The following is a 14274-nucleotide window of genomic DNA, read 5'->3' as shown; positions in this document are numbered from 1 at the left end:
GCTGGTCAGGAAGTGGTCGATGGGGTGGAGGCTTGGGCGGCCTTGGGGGGAACCAAGGGGCCGGCGGGCGTCTCCAGATCGATCACATGGATGCCGAATGCGCCGCGCTTGCGGTCTTCAAAATAGCGCTGCAAGGTGACCTTGACGGTACGAAAGGCGATCTGGTCCCAGGGGATCTCGGCCTCGCTGAAGAGCCGCGCTTCGATGGTTTCCCAGCCGGGCTTGAACTCGGTGCTTTGCAGCTGGGCCAGGTAGAACAGGTGCACCTGGCCGACATGCGGCACATTGACGAGCGAAAACAGCGGGCCCATCGTGATGTCGGCGCCGGCTTCCTCATCGGTCTCGCGCTCGGCGCCCTGGCCGGTGGTCTCATCGAGCTCCATAAAGCCGGCCGGCAAGGTCCAGTAGCCTTTGCGCGGCTCGATATTGCGCAGGCACAGCAGCACCTTGTCGCCCATATAGGGGACGGTACCCACCACGTTCAGCGGGTTCTCGTAGTGCACGGTATGGCAGGCGGGGCAGATCGCGCGGATCTTGGTGTCGCCGTCATCGGGCAGGCGGTGCTCAACCTGGGTGCCGCAGCGGCGGCAAAAATCAACGGGGGCGCGTGAGGTCATGCGGTCTATTGTGCGTCAAGGCCGCGCTGCTCGCGGCCAGGGGCGAAAAAAAGCGCCACCGCAGTGGGTGGCGCGTTGTCCTGGCCTTACACCAGTTCGATCTTCAACGAGGGCAGGCCCGTCACACCGCCTTCGAGCACATCGCCCTTGACGACAGCGGCCACGCCTTCGGGCGTGCCGGTGAAGATCAGGTCACCGGCTTGCAGCTCCCAGGCTTGCGAGATCACTTCAATGGTCTCGGCAATGTTCCAGATCAGCTTTTGCACATTGCTGTGCTGGCGTTCGGCGCCATTGACCTTGAGCCAGATCTCGGCGTTGTTGACATCACCGGCCTGGGCGGCGGGCACCAGCGCTGCAATGGGCGCGCTGCCTTCAAAGGCCTTGCCGATTTCCCAGGGGCGGCCTTGCTTTTTCATCTCGTTTTGCAGGTCGCGGCGGGTCATGTCCAGGCCCACGCCATAGCCCCAGATGTGCGCGGCGGCGTCTGCTGCAGCAATGTTCTTGCCGCCCTTGGCAATGGCCACCACCAGCTCGATCTCGTGGTGCAGGTTGCTGGTGAGCGTTGGGTAGGCGATCTGGCCAGTGCTGCCGGTAGCCACGGGCACCACCGCGTCGGCGGGCTTCATGAAGAAAAAGGGCGCCTCGCGGCCGGTAAAGCCCATTTCCTTGGCATGATCTTCGTAGTTGCGGCCCACGCAGTAGACGCGGCGCACGGGGAACAGCTGGTCGCTGCCTTGAACAGGTACGCCGGTTGGCGAGGCTGGAGGGATGACGTATTGGCTCATGCTGGACTTTGGTTGGAGGCGGGAGGAAACCGCCCGGTTGAAGCGGTGCCAAAAATTATGCGGCAAAACAAAGCGCCCTGCAGGCTCCCAGGCACAGCCCATGCTAGCCCTGGCATGGCAGGGAGCTGCAGCTGTCATGCGGGTGACTGGCGCACCCGCAGTTGCACCGCCCTGCGTTATGCTCGGTCGCCATGAAGCTGCACAACTATTTCCGCTCGTCCGCGTCCTACCGGGTACGCATTGCGATGCAGGCCAAGGGCCTGGCCTATGACTACCTGCCGGTGCACCTGGTCAAGGCCGAGCACCGCGAACCCGCCTTTGCCAGCCATGTGGGCGATGCGCTGGTGCCCGCGCTGGAGACCGATGACGGCCTGTGGCTGAACCAGTCGCTGGCCGTGATCGAGTGGCTGGACGAGGCCTACCCGCAAACGCCTTCCATGCTGCCGGGCAATGCCTTGGCGCGTGCCCGCATCCGCGCGCTGGCCCTGCAGGTGGCCTGCGAGATCCACCCGATCAACAACCTGCGTGTGCTCGCCTACCTGACCGGTGAGCTGGGCCACAGCGATGCTGAAAAAACCCAGTGGTACCAGCACTGGTGCCGCACCGGGTTGGAGGCCTTTGAGCGCCAGCTGGTGCTGCTGGCGGCCGAGCGCCAGGCGCAGGGCTTGGCGCCATCGCGTTTTTGCTGGGGCGATAGCCTGACGATGGCGGACTGCGCGCTGGTGCCGCAAGTCTTCAATGCCCAGCGCTTCAAGGTCAATCTTGAAGGCCTGCCACTGACGATAGCCGCCTATGAGGCGGCCTTTGCGACCGATGCGGTGCAAAAAGCCCAGCCTGCCGCCTGCCCGGATGCCCAGCCATGAGTGATGTTGCGTCCAACCCCTTTCCCGCTGACTGGCTGCTGCCCCAGTGGCCTACGCCGCCGGGCGTGTTTGCGCTCTGCACGACGCGCGGCGGCGGTGCCAGCGAAGGCCTGTTTGGCACCACCAACCTGAGCTTTAACGTGGGCGATGTGCCCGGCCATGTGCAAAGCAACCGGCTGCTGCTCGCCCAGGCCATGCAGGCGCTGGAGCAGCAGGCCGGCTACGGTGCCGACCAGACCCGCCCCCGCCAGCCGGTATTTGTGCGCCAGGTGCATGGCCGCCAGGTGCAGGTGCTGGGCGAGGGCGGCGGCGCTGAGCAGCCGGCCGATGCCAGCGTCAGCGATGTACCCGGGCTGGGCTGCACCGTGATGGCGGCCGATTGCCTGCCCGTGTTGTTCTGCCACCAGCAGCTGCCGGTGGTAGGCGCCGCCCACGCCGGTTGGCGGGGCTTGCTGGGGCAGGACGGGGTAGGGGTGCTGGAGAGCTGCTTTGCCGCCTATGCCGATCGCGTGCGCCGGCAGGCGGGCCAGGCCGGCCTGAGCGATGCCCAGATTTCCGCGCAAACCATGGCCTGGCTGGGCCCTTGCATCAGCCAGCCTGCGTTTGAGGTGGGTGCCGAGGTGCAGGCCGCCTTTGTGGGGCCGGATCCAGCTTGCGCGCCGCTGTTTGTACCCGGTAATCCGGGCAAGTTTTTTGCTAACCTGAGCGGCCTCGCCCGCCACCGCTTGCAGCGCTTGGGCCTTGGGGCGTTGTTTGGCAATGACGGCAGCCAGGACTGGTGCACCGTGGCCAACCAAGAGCGGTTTTTCTCGCACCGGCGAGACGGCTCGCCCGGCGGTGGCACCGGGCGCTTTGCCGCCTGCATCTGGGTGGCCTAAGGCTTTGCTATCACCCAAGCCTTGCTACTAAAGTACTCATTTTTATTGAAATGAGTACTTTTATAATCTTTTTGCATCTGTTTATGCTATTTAATCTACTCATTTCATAGAAAAAGAGTAGAATATGCAGCATGACTACCTCTTTGATGGCCACCTTGGTGGCAGCCCGCAAAGCCCAGCAACTGACCCAGGCCCAACTGGCCGAGCAGGCTGGGCTCTCGCGCATGGCGGTGCAGCGCACCGAAACCGGCGATGTGGACCCGCGCTACTCGACCGTCGCCGAGATGGCCCGGGTGCTGGGCATGGAGCTGCTGGCGGTGCCCGCTGATTTGCTGCCCGCGCTGCAGGCCTTTATCCAGTCGGGCGGCAAGTTTTTGGGCCAGCCGACCGGTGCGGAAGCCCCCCCTTCGGTAGTAGACAGCCTGGCGGGCCGCAAGCCCTGAGGCAAGCTAGGCGCAAGCGAGGCACTGAATGAGCACCTCCATCCGCTACCTGCGTCTCTATATGCACCTGCCCGGCAGCATGGGCGGTGGGCGGCGTGCGATTGGCTACCTGTCGCAGTACGGCGATATCCTGCGCGTCTCGTTCGAGGAGAGCTATATCGCAGATCCGGAGCGGCCTGTGCTCTCGCTCAGCTACCAGGGCGCTACGGAGGCGGACACCCAGCGCATCCTGCATGCCGCGCGCGACGCCCGGCTGGTGCGCACCGATGGGCGCTGGCCGGTCTACTTTCAGAACCTGCTGCCCGAGGGCCATAACCGCCAGCGCCTGGCCGCTGAGCGGGGCTGCTCGCCCGATGACGAGTTTGAGCTGCTGGCCGCTGCCGGCCACGACCTGATGGGCGCGCTGGAGGTGGAGCCCGTGCCGCGCGACGAGGCCATTCCCGACGTGGTGCGCCACTGGCATACCTCGCAAGGCCTCGATGTGCTGGAGCCCGGTTTTGTCGAGTTTCCGGTGGCCGATGCCGCGTCGCTGCCAGGCATCGTCACCAAGTTCAGTGCCGTGCAGGATGGCCGGCGCTATACCGTACGCCGCCGGGGCGCGGCGGGCAGCGTGATCCTGAAGCTGCCCAGCACCCAGCACCCCGACTTGGTGGCCAATGAGTACAGCTGCTACCAGCTGTGCCAGGCCTTGGGGCTGACAACGGCCGATGCACAGATCATCAGCCGCGCACAGGCCGATCTGCCCGAGCACCTGCCGTTTGACGAGATCTTGGCCGTGCAGCGCTTTGACCACCTGCCAGACGGCACCCGTGTGCACATGGAGGAGTTCAACCAGGCCCTGGGCTATGCGCCGCGCCACAAGTACGGCAAGGGCCTGCAGCAGGACTGGCCGACGATGCTGCGCGTGCTCGATCGCCTGAGCCCCCAGCCCGTCGCCGATACCCGCGAGTTTTTGGCCCGCACAGTGGCCGCCATCTTGATGGGCAATACCGATGCGCACCTGAAGAACTGGGCGCTGGTCTACCCTGATGGGCGCCAGCCGCGCCTGGCTCCCGTCTACGACTGTGTCTGCGTCGCCGCCTTCTTTGAGCGTTCGGCCCCGCAACAGTACGCCGTCAACAAGGCCATTGACAGCAGCATGCGGGCGCTTGGCTGGGACGATGTGGCGGCCCTGCTGAAGGCCGCCGGTCTGCTGCGCGTGCCGCGCCATATCAGCCTGCTCAAGGACATGGTGCGGCAGGCGCAGAGCGCCTGGCCCGCCTTGCTGGCCCAGGCCCCTGCCGGTATGGCCACCGTGGTGCAGCAGCGTTTGCGCGGGGGCGTGGCCATCGCCACGCTGTAAGAATCGGTTCAGATGGCGCTCGCCAGCGTATTGCCCGACTGGCTGTCGCTTGTATGTCAGGGTTTGCCCCAGGGAAGCGCCCAAAGGCGGTATGCTCCACGCTTGCCTGTTGCTGGAGCCTGTGCTGTGCTGCCCTTTGAAGTTGAAATCCCCTTTGTCAGCCACCTGGGCTTTAGCTTGCACCGCTGGGAAAACGGCGAGGCGGAGTTGCATTACCGGGCCCGGCCCGAGCACCTCAACAGCTACGAAGTCACCCATGGCGGTGCATCGATGACCTTGCTCGACGTGACCATGGCCCATGCGGCGCGCAGTGCCATCCCTGGCAGTGGCGCGGTGACGATCGAGATGAAAACCAGCTTTATGGCGCCAGCCAAAGGCGCCTTGGTGGCCAAGGGCAAGCTGCTCTCGCGCAGCAGCCGCATGGCCTTTTGCGAGGCCTGGCTCTATGACGAGCAGGGCGCCTTGTGCAGCCATGCAACGGGCACGTTCAAGTACGTGATGCCCGAGGTGGTGCAGTCCTTGCAGGCCGCCAAAAAGCAGATCAAGACCGACTGATTTCCGCGCGTGCGCAATGCTGCGTTACAGCGCAACTGGGCCTGTGGCCGCTGTCCCCAGGCCCTCGATAGATGGACAGAACATGCCAAAGCCTTCTTCAACGCTGGACCAGTTGAGCTGGTCCTTCCAGCCCTTTTCGGCACTCAATCTGCAGCAGCTGTATGACCTGCTGCATGTGCGCTGCCAGGTCTTTATTGCCGAGCAGGTCGCCTTCCAGGACCTGGACTACAAAGACCAGGACGCCTGGCACCTGCTGGGGCGTGATGCGCAAGGCAGGCTGCAGGCCTATATACGGGTGCTGCCGCCGGGCCTGGCCTATGCAGAGCCGTCGATTGGCCGCGTGGCCGTCATGCAGGCGATGCGCGGCACGGGGGCTGGCTGGGAGCTGATGCGCCACGCGATGGCCGAAACCGACCGTCTGTGGCCAGGCACCGCCATTCGCATTGGCGCGCAGGCCTATTTGCAAAAATTCTACGAAGGCTGCGGATTCGACGTTGTCTCCGAGCCCTATCTGGAAGACGGGATTCCCCACCTGACCATGCTCTACCCGGGCAAGCCCCAGGCGGTGGAAAGCGTCGCCGTATGAAAACTGCCCATCCACACATGCCGGTGATCTGCCATGGCTGAGGCGCGCATGCAACCGGCCTCGCTGAGCGAGGGTCTGCCCATGCCCGAGCGGCGCCTGGCGATGCTGGTCATCGTGCTGGGCCTGATCGTGGCCGTGCTCGATGGCAGCATCATGAACCTGGCGCTGCCCACGGTGGCCAAGGAGCTGCAGGCGTCGCCTGCCGAGGCGATCTGGGTCATCAATGCCTACCAGCTGGGCACATTGGGCCTGCTGCTGCCCTTGGCCGCGCTGGGCGAGCGCATTGGCTACCGCAAGGTCTACCTGGTGGGGCTCGTGTGTTTTACGCTGGCATCGGCCGTGGCCATGCTGGCCCAGTCGCTGTGGCTGCTGATTGCAGCGCGCGGCCTGCAGGGCATGGGCGCGGCCGGGGTGATGGCCGTCAATGCTGCACTGGTGCGCTTGACCTACCCGGCGGCCAAGCTGGGCAAGGGCATGGCGCTTAACTCGCTGGTGGTCGCGATTTCGTCGGTGGCCGGCCCTGGTGTGGCGGCATTGATTCTGTCGGTGGCCAGCTGGCCCTGGCTGTTTGCGATCAATGTGCCGCTGGGCATTCTGACCCTGTGGCTGGGCCGCAAGGCCTTGCCGCGCAACCCGCAGCAGCTGCTGGATGCACCGCATGCCAAGTTGACGCCCATTGATGTGGCGCTGAATTTTGCGATGTTCTCGCTGGTGTTTCTGGGGGCCGAGCGTATCGGCGCACGACATGGCATGGAGTCGGGCGGCTCGTCCGCCTCAGGCTGGCTGATGCTGGGCTTGGGCCTGTTGCTGGGCGCCTGGTATGTGCTGCGCCAACGCAAACTCAGCCTGCCTTTGCTGCCGCTGGACTTGCTGCGCATTCCTGTTTTTGCGCTGTCCATGGGGGCATCGATTGGCGCCTTTGCGGCGCAGATGCTGTCCTTTATCGCGCTGCCATTCTTGCTGCTGGACGCGCTGCAGCGCAGCCATTTTGCGGCCGGCATGCTGATGACGGCCTGGTCGGTGGCGATTGTGCTGGTGGCTCCGCTGGCGGGGCGGCTGATCGGCCGGGTAGAAGACGGTCTGCTCGGCGGCATCGGCATGGCGATTTTGGCGCTGGGCCTTTTGAGCCTGGCGCTGCTGCCAGTCGACCCGAGCGACCTCAACATCGGCTGGCGCATGGCCTTGTGCGGCCTGGGCTTTGGGCTGTTCCAGTCACCCAACAACCACACCATCGTGACCTCGGCACCGCTGGCCCGTGCCGGCGCGGCCAGCGGCATGCTGGGCACGGCGCGGCTGACCGGGCAATCGCTGGGTGCGGTGCTGGTGGCCATCATCTTTACCTTGTGGCCGGTGGCCAGCGGCCATGGCACGACGGTGGCGCTGTATCTGGCAGCCGGCTTTGCCGCGATGTCGGGTGTGTTCAGCAGCCTGCGGCTGCGGCATTCAGCGCACTAAGCGCATTAAGCGACTTTAAGAGGCATCGGGCGGCGGTGGGGCAGGGGCCTGTTGCGCCTCGGCTTCGGCCCGGAGGCGCATGCGGCGCCGCGCAGGGGTGCCGGCGATGAACAGCAGCAAACCCAGCGGCAGCGCGCCATACAGAAGCAAGGTGAAAAAGGCGCCCAGCAGGCTGCCCTGGGGGCTGGCGGCCTCGACCACCGCCATCAACACCACCACATACAGCCAGGCTATCGCTATCAGGTACATGCCCTGGAATTTACCCGAACTTGCTGCCCACCAGCACACGGCTGCCATTTTTTGCGCCTAAGATGCACACAAGCCCATGCCCGGCATGGAGCCTGTTCAGGGAGACGACGATGACGCAGCAACCGTATTGGGGACTGGGCAGCGACCAGTTCCAGCAACTCAGCCAGATGACCCAGCAATGGATGGAGCGCATGCAGTCCATGCAGACCATGGCATCTCCCTTCAATGCGGTAGGCGCACCCCAGGGGTTTACCGCCGGTCTGGGGGCGCTGCCAGCGGGCACGCCCCCTGTCAGTTTTGACATGGCCAAGCTGCAGGCCATCCAGGCGCAGTACGCGCAAGCGGCCTTGGCGCTGTGGACCGAAGGCGCCAAGGGCGAGGTGGCCTTGCCCAAGGACCGCCGCTTTGCCGGCGACGCCTGGCAGCAAAACCCCGTCTCCACGTTCACCGCGGCCAGCTATGCGCTGCATGCCAAGACCATGATGGATATGGTCGATGCGGTGCAAGGCGATGAGAAAACCCGCGCGCGTGTCCGCTTTGGCGTGGAGCAGTGGCTGGCGGCCACGGCGCCCAGCAACTTCCTGGCCTTCAATGCCGAAGCGCAGCAAAAGGCGCTCGACACCCAGGGCCAGAGCATTGCCCAGGGCCTGCAGAACATGCTGGCCGACATGCGCCAGGGCCATGTCTCGATGACCGATGAGTCGCTGTTTGAAGTCGGGCGCAATGTGGCCACCAGCGAAGGGGCGGTGGTCTTCCAGAACGAGCTGTTCCAGCTCATCGAATACAAGCCGCTGACCGCCCAGGTCTATGAGCGGCCGATGCTGTTTGTACCGCCCTGCATCAACAAGTACTACATCCTCGATCTGCAGCCCGACAACTCGCTGATCCGCTACAGCGTGGCCCAGGGCCACCGCACCTTTGTTGTCAGTTGGCGCAACCCGGATGCCAGCCTGGGGGGCAAGGGCTGGGACGACTATATCGGCGGCGCGGTGCTCGAAGCGATCGAGGTGGTCAAGGCCATCTCCGGCAAACCCCAGATCAACGCCTTGGGCTTTTGCGTGGGCGGCACGATGCTGGTCAACGCGCTGGCGGTGCTGGCCGCGCGCGGCGATGACTCGGTGGCCAGCGCGACCTTGCTCACCACCTTGGTGGATTTCCAGGACACCGGCATTCTCGATGTATTCATCGACGAGAACTTTGTCAAGTTCCGCGAGCTGACGATGGGCCAGAACGGCCTGATGCCCGGCCAGGAGCTGGCCTCCACCTTCAGTTTTCTGCGCCCGGTCGATCTGGTGTGGAACTACGTGGTCGGCAACTACCTCAAGGGCGAGACGCCGCCGCCTTTCGACCTGCTGTACTGGAACAGCGATTGCACCAACCTGCCTGGGCCTTATTACGCCTGGTACCTGCGCAACTTCTACCTGGAAAACAAGCTGGTGCAGCCCGGCGCGCTCAGCGTCTGCGGTGAAAAGCTCGACGTTGGCAAGATCGACATGCCGATCTACATCTACGGCTCGCGTGAGGACCATATCGTGCCCATTGGCGCGGCCTACGCATCCACCCAGGTGCTGGGCGGCGACAAGCGCTTTGTCATGGGTGCTTCGGGCCATATTGCCGGCGTCATCAACCCGCCCGCCAAGAACAAGCGCAGCCACTGGCTGCGCGAGGATGGCCAGTTGCCCGCCGACATCGATGCCTGGATGGACGGCGCCGATGAGCTGCCCGGCAGCTGGTGGACGGACTGGAGCCAGTGGCTGGCCCAGCATGCAGGCAAAAAGGTGGCAGCGCCCAAAAGCTATGGCCGCGCGCGCACCGACTACCGGGAGCTGGAGCCCGCCCCCGGCAGCTATGTGCAAGCCAAGGCCTGACCTGGAAACCATAGCGGTCTGGTTGCAATTGCAGGGTCGCCAACCCCATGCTGCGGTGCAATAATCTGCAGCGCAGGGCCGTCTGAGACAACGGCATCCGTGCCCATTTTGAAAAGGAAGAATCATGGAAGACATCGTCATCATCTCCGCCGTGCGTACGGCAGTTGGCAAGTTTGGCGGCTCGCTGGCCAAGGTGCCTGCGACTGACCTGGGTGCCACTGTCATTCAGGAAGCACTGGCCCGTGCCAAGGTGGGCGCCGACCAGGTCGATGAAGTCATCATGGGCCAGGTGCTGGCCGCTGGCGTGGGCCAAAATCCCGCACGCCAGGCGATGATCAAGGCCGGCGTGGACAAGAAGACCCCGGCGCTGACTATCAACGCCGTCTGCGGCTCGGGCCTCAAGGCGGTGATGCTGGCAGCGCAGGCGGTTGGCCAAGGCGATGCAGAGATTGTCGTGGCCGGTGGCCAGGAAAACATGAGCCTCTCGCCCCACGTGCTCAACGGCTCGCGCGACGGCCAGCGCATGGGCGACTGGAAGATGACCGACACGATGATCGTCGACGGCCTCTGGGATGTGTACAACCAGTACCACATGGGCATCACCGCCGAGAACGTGGCCAAGGAATTCCATATCGACCGTGACAAGCAGGATGCCTTTGCACTGGCCAGCCAGCAAAAGGCAGCGGCTGCGCAGGACGCCGGCAAGTTCGACGAAGAAATCGTCACCGTGCAGATCCCGCAGCGCAAGGGTGACCCGGTGGCCTTCAAGGCCGATGAGTACATCAACCGCAAGACCAATGGCGAAGCGCTGGCGAGCCTGAAGCCCGCTTTTGACAAGACCGGCTCGGTGACGGCCGGCAATGCCTCGGGCCTCAACGATGGCGCTGCCGCGCTGGTGATTGCCAGCGGCAAGAAGGCCAAGGAGCTGGGTGCCGAGCCACTGGCACGCATCGCCGGCTTTGCCACCGTGGGCCTGGACCCCAAGATCATGGGCATGGGCCCCATGCATGCCGTGCGCAAGGTGCTGGCCAAGACCGGCTGGAAGGCCGAGGAGGTCGATCTGTTCGAGCTCAATGAAGCCTTTGCGGCCCAGGCCTGCGCGGTGAACCAGGAGCTGGGTCTGGACACCAGCAAGGTCAATGTGAACGGCGGCGCCATTGCGATCGGCCACCCGATCGGCGCATCCGGTGCGCGCATCTTGGTGACCCTGCTGCACGAGATGAAGCGCCGTGGCTCCAAGCGCGGCATCGCCGGCCTGTGCATTGGCGGCGGCATGGGCGTGGCGCTGGCGGTCGAGCGTCTCTAAGCCGTTCTTCCCCCGCATCGCTTGCATCGCAACCGCCTCTCGGGGCGGTTTTTTGATGTGCGCCCGTCGCCGCGCAAGACAGGGCTGAGGGCTTGGCAGGGCTGGTGCTTGTTCCGTCATTGAGGGCCATTGGACTGTCATAAAAATACCTGACTATGGCTGTCTGCTTCGTGATAGGGTTTGCGAGGATGCGGCGCGAAAACGATCAAAACCGCGCGTTAATGAGGCGCGTTTTTGTTGCAATAGCCGGTCAAAATCGCCGAAATTAAGGGCTACTGCAAGAAATTGTTCGCTTGGCGTAAACGAGCGTTTGCACACCTCGTTTCTTGGTTACAGTGGTAGTGCACAGGCATTTCAAGCAAAACCAAGGAGATGTGAATGAGTCAAAAAGTGGCCTACGTAACCGGCGGTATGGGAGGCATTGGGACGGCCATTTGCCAGCGTTTGCACAAAGATGGATTCAAGGTGATTGCGGGCTGCGGGCCCACGCGCGATTTCCAAAAATGGCTGGGCGAGCAAAAGGCGCTGGGCTATGAGTTCCACGCTTCGGTGGGCAATGTCGGCAACTGGGAATCCACCGTCGAAGCCTTTGCCAAGACCAAGGCGGAGCACGGCAGCATCGATGTGCTGGTGAACAATGCCGGCATTACCCGCGACCGCATGTTCATCAAGATGACGCCCGATGACTGGCAGGCAGTGATCGAAACCAACCTCAACTCCATGTTCAATGTGACCAAGCAGGTCGTCGCCGACATGGTGGAAAAGGGCTGGGGCCGCATCGTCAACATCAGCTCGGTCAACGGCGCCAAGGGCCAGGCGGGCCAGACCAACTACTCCGCTGCCAAGGCAGGCATGCACGGCTTCTCGATGGCCCTGGCCCAGGAGCTGGCCGGCAAGGGCGTGACGGTGAACACCGTGAGCCCCGGCTATATCGGCACCGACATGGTCAAGGCCATCCGCCCCGATGTGCTGGAGAAAATCGTTGGCACCATCCCGATGAAGCGCCTGGGCGAGCCCACCGAGATCGCGGCAATCATCGCCTGGCTGGCATCGGAAGATGGCGGCTATGCGACGGGTGCGGAGTTCTCGGTCAATGGTGGTTTGCACACCCACTGATCGCCACGGCAGCTACCCATGAAAAACGCGCCTCATAAGGCGCGTTTTGTTTTGTCTGGAGCGGGTGATGGGAATCGAACCCACATTATTTGCTTGGGAAGCAAGAGTCCTACCACTGAACGACACCCGCGTTTGCTGACATTGTATCCCTAGAAATCGCAACACCCGCTGCGCTGCTGCCGCATTGGCTACAGTCAGGTTGTGTGATTCAGTTCCCCTTTTTGCCAGGGAAAGCCCAGGCCTGCTTTTTCTCATCGAGCGGCTGCAGCTTCCATTTCTCCAGTTCGGCGTCGCGCTCGGTCTCGCGGCGCACATCGATGCGGCGAGCCGTGTGCTTGGCAACGACGGCGAGTTTTTGCAGATCGGTATCGCGCAGCGTCGGATCGGGCTCGGTGCTGAAGCAGCACAGGGTGCCGTAGATCTGGCCATCGGCGAGGATGATGGGGGTGCTCAGGTGGGCGCCAACGCGGAAAGGGGTGGCAGGGAGTTTGGCCGACTCGATGTGCTCTGCCGCATCATGCACCAGTGGCGGCAGGCGGCCGTCGAGCACGCATTGGCAGAAGGACTGCTCCAGTGAGGAGCCCCCACCGGTCTCGATCAAGGCCTTGTCGGCGCTGTGGTCCACATGCTTGAAGGTGCGCTGGCCATTGCGGATCTCGGAGACAAAGATCACGTCCATTTTCAGATGCTCGCGCAGGCCGTGCAGCACCTCTTTGACGTTCTGGTCGATCAGGTCATCGGCGCCTTCGGCCGTAGCCACCAGCAGCTCGCTCATCGATACTTCCAGCGCGTCAGGTGCGTAATCCCATAAATGAATGGCCATAGTTGTTCTCGCTATTTCCATGCGCTACCCGTTAGCGCATCCCGGTCGCGTTTGATGATAACGGCACTGAAAAGCGTGTGCATCCCTGGCAGCAGGATTGAATTACTCTTTTACATGGAAGCGAGCGCACACGCGGTGCTAGCTCCGCTAACCCGGATTCAAGCGGACTCGTCGATCCAGGTCAGGCGGCCCTGGCCGAGCTCATTCATCCTGGCGACAAAGTCAGGCGCCTGCGACGCGACCAACTCGATCTCGGCAAGCACATCATCGCCGTGGCTCACCTGCAGTAACTGCGCGTTGGCGCTGGCAACCTCGCGCCGCATGCCGCCTTCGAGCGCATAGGGCAGGCGGCATTGCAGGCGGGCCATCGCCTGGCGCTCGACTTTTTCTGCTTTCAGCATCGCCTGGGCAATGGCGTCGGTGTAGGCCCGCACCAGACCGCCGGCGCCCAGCTTGACGCCGCCAAAATAACGCACCACGGTCGCCAAGGCGCCTTCGATCTGCTGGTGGCGCAGCACATCGAGCATCGGGCGGCCGGCAGTGCCGCTGGGCTCGCCATCATCGACCGCAGCAGACTGCCCGCCCGCCATCAGCGCCCAGCAGACATGGTTGGCACCGGGGTGCTGCTCGCGCAGGCTCTGCACAATGACCAGGGCTTGTGCACGATCCTGCACGGGCTGAACGCAGCCGATGAAGCGGCTTTTCTTGATGAGCAATTCGCTGTGAACGGGCTGGGCCAGGGTGTAGGGCATGCGTTGCGTGGAGAAGACGTTTGCTTACACTGTCATGCGTCAACGTCGCCTAGATGTCATGCGTTAGACACATATCATTGTTTCAATGACGGGAGCGCTCCAGTGATGGAGTGGCTTGCCGCAGCGGAGACCTCAGGCGCAGCCAGGCTCGAGTCTACCCCGATTTTTCCAAGAACCATTTCATACCACCGACTGACACATTACCCGGGAGCGACCATGCAACACCAACTGCAAACCAATTTGGATTCCTTGAACAACCATGGGTTCGGACGTGCAGGTTTGGAGACGCCCGCCTATGTGACTGAAGTATTGGCAGCCCTGCCAACGACCCCCAGTGCCAATGACGATGGCAGCTATGTGGACCTGGCCCAGCGCGTGCGCGAAGGCGGTGAGTGGTAAGGCGCTGAGCAAGCGCGCCAGGATGGGCTACCGGTTAACAGACAGAACCCGCATCGCATGAGCGCCATAGGCAGCCTAGGCTGCCTTTTTTATTTGCGGTGCCATGCCCAGCCATGCGACAATGGCGGGCTATTTGATGCAGCGCAAAAAATGCGGTTTTAATACCCTCTGCTGGTGGCCATAGCCCTAGCCAGCCAGGGGCCGGTGATTATCCAAGCCTGGCGCCGCGCTGCAATG

At 63.4% G+C, this 14274-nt stretch carries 16 protein-coding genes and 1 tRNA gene; 11 read left to right on the top strand and 6 right to left on the bottom strand.

The genetic code is table 11. The features are described from left to right. Positions 1-5: 5 nt before the first annotated feature. Both WH303_RS09640 and WH303_RS09635 read right to left on the bottom strand, forming a co-directional pair. Complete coding sequence (locus tag WH303_RS09640; protein WP_339518169.1) at positions 6-617, bottom strand: NUDIX hydrolase; 612 nt, start codon at positions 615-617, stop codon at positions 6-8. 86 nt (positions 618-703) lie between these two features. Continuing rightward, positions 704-1402, bottom strand: coding sequence for a fumarylacetoacetate hydrolase family protein (locus tag WH303_RS09635; protein WP_339518168.1), 699 nt, complete (start codon positions 1400-1402; stop codon positions 704-706). Positions 1403-1593: 191 nt separating this feature from the next. On the opposite strand from WH303_RS09635, the gene maiA reads away from it, so the two are divergent. From maiA to WH303_RS09600, 7 genes are all read left to right on the top strand, one after another. Then, positions 1594-2265, top strand: a complete 672-nt coding sequence (gene maiA / locus WH303_RS09630) for a maleylacetoacetate isomerase (RefSeq protein WP_339518167.1) — start codon at positions 1594-1596, stop codon at positions 2263-2265. Continuing rightward, the gene (locus WH303_RS09625; RefSeq protein ID WP_339518166.1) at positions 2262-3143 is read left to right on the top strand and encodes a polyphenol oxidase family protein; all 882 of its coding nucleotides are present in this window, start codon (positions 2262-2264) and stop codon (positions 3141-3143) included. Before maiA ends, WH303_RS09625 begins: the two co-directional genes overlap by 4 nt. Before the next feature lie 131 nt (positions 3144-3274). Continuing rightward, positions 3275-3586 carry a helix-turn-helix transcriptional regulator gene (locus tag WH303_RS09620; RefSeq protein WP_312990119.1) on the top strand — a complete coding sequence of 104 codons (312 nt, stop codon included), beginning with the start codon at positions 3275-3277 and terminating at the stop codon, positions 3584-3586. Positions 3587-3614: 28 nt separating this feature from the next. Continuing rightward, positions 3615-4928 (top strand): type II toxin-antitoxin system HipA family toxin, encoded by a 1314-nt coding sequence (locus WH303_RS09615; protein ID WP_339518165.1) that lies wholly within the window; start codon positions 3615-3617, stop codon positions 4926-4928. Positions 4929-5054: 126 nt separating this feature from the next. Beyond that, the gene (locus WH303_RS09610; RefSeq protein WP_021028096.1) at positions 5055-5483 is read left to right on the top strand and encodes a PaaI family thioesterase; all 429 of its coding nucleotides are present in this window, start codon (positions 5055-5057) and stop codon (positions 5481-5483) included. Positions 5484-5565: 82 nt separating this feature from the next. Then, positions 5566-6069, top strand: a complete 504-nt coding sequence (locus WH303_RS09605) for a GNAT family N-acetyltransferase (protein WP_339518164.1) — start codon at positions 5566-5568, stop codon at positions 6067-6069. Between the two features lie 33 nt (positions 6070-6102). Beyond that, a complete protein-coding gene (locus WH303_RS09600) occupies positions 6103-7524 on the top strand; it encodes an MFS transporter (protein WP_021028094.1) in 1422 nt (473 codons plus the stop codon). 15 nt (positions 7525-7539) lie between these two features. Here the strand turns inward: WH303_RS09600 and WH303_RS09595 are convergent, their stop codons facing one another. Beyond that, a complete protein-coding gene (locus tag WH303_RS09595; protein ID WP_339518163.1) occupies positions 7540-7821 on the bottom strand; it encodes a hypothetical protein in 282 nt (93 codons plus the stop codon). A 62-nt stretch (positions 7822-7883) separates the two neighbouring features. On the opposite strand from WH303_RS09595, the gene WH303_RS09590 reads away from it, so the two are divergent. From WH303_RS09590 to phbB, 3 genes are all read left to right on the top strand, one after another. After that, positions 7884-9641: a PHA/PHB synthase family protein gene (locus tag WH303_RS09590; protein ID WP_339518162.1), complete on the top strand. Its 1758-nt coding sequence runs from the start codon at positions 7884-7886 to the stop codon at positions 9639-9641. Between the two features lie 124 nt (positions 9642-9765). Then, entirely contained in the window at positions 9766-10947 is a 1182-nt protein-coding gene (locus tag WH303_RS09585; protein WP_021028091.1) for an acetyl-CoA C-acetyltransferase, read from the top strand. A gap of 378 nt (positions 10948-11325) precedes the next feature. Then, complete coding sequence (gene phbB, locus WH303_RS09580) at positions 11326-12063, top strand: acetoacetyl-CoA reductase (protein WP_021028090.1); 738 nt, start codon at positions 11326-11328, stop codon at positions 12061-12063. Between the two features lie 56 nt (positions 12064-12119). Here the strand turns inward: phbB and WH303_RS09575 are convergent. The 3 genes from WH303_RS09575 to WH303_RS09565 all read right to left on the bottom strand — a co-directional run bounded on the left by WH303_RS09575 (position 12120) and on the right by WH303_RS09565 (position 13638). After that, positions 12120-12193: transfer RNA gene (locus WH303_RS09575), tRNA-Gly, on the bottom strand. A 78-nt stretch (positions 12194-12271) separates the two neighbouring features. Continuing rightward, positions 12272-12886: a GAF domain-containing protein gene (locus WH303_RS09570; RefSeq protein WP_021028082.1), complete on the bottom strand. Its 615-nt coding sequence runs from the start codon at positions 12884-12886 to the stop codon at positions 12272-12274. Positions 12887-13044: 158 nt separating this feature from the next. Beyond that, complete coding sequence (locus tag WH303_RS09565; protein WP_339518160.1) at positions 13045-13638, bottom strand: IMPACT family protein; 594 nt, start codon at positions 13636-13638, stop codon at positions 13045-13047. 216 nt (positions 13639-13854) lie between these two features. Between WH303_RS09565 and WH303_RS09560 the strand changes: the two genes are divergently transcribed. Then, positions 13855-14037: a hypothetical protein gene (locus WH303_RS09560; protein ID WP_021028080.1), complete on the top strand. Its 183-nt coding sequence runs from the start codon at positions 13855-13857 to the stop codon at positions 14035-14037. Positions 14038-14274 lie beyond the last annotated feature (237 nt).

Source organism: Comamonas sp. MYb69 (genome assembly GCF_037479315.1).
In the GTDB taxonomy this organism is placed as follows: domain Bacteria; phylum Pseudomonadota; class Gammaproteobacteria; order Burkholderiales; family Burkholderiaceae_C; genus Comamonas.
This window is presented reverse-complemented; position numbering and strand designations above follow the sequence as displayed.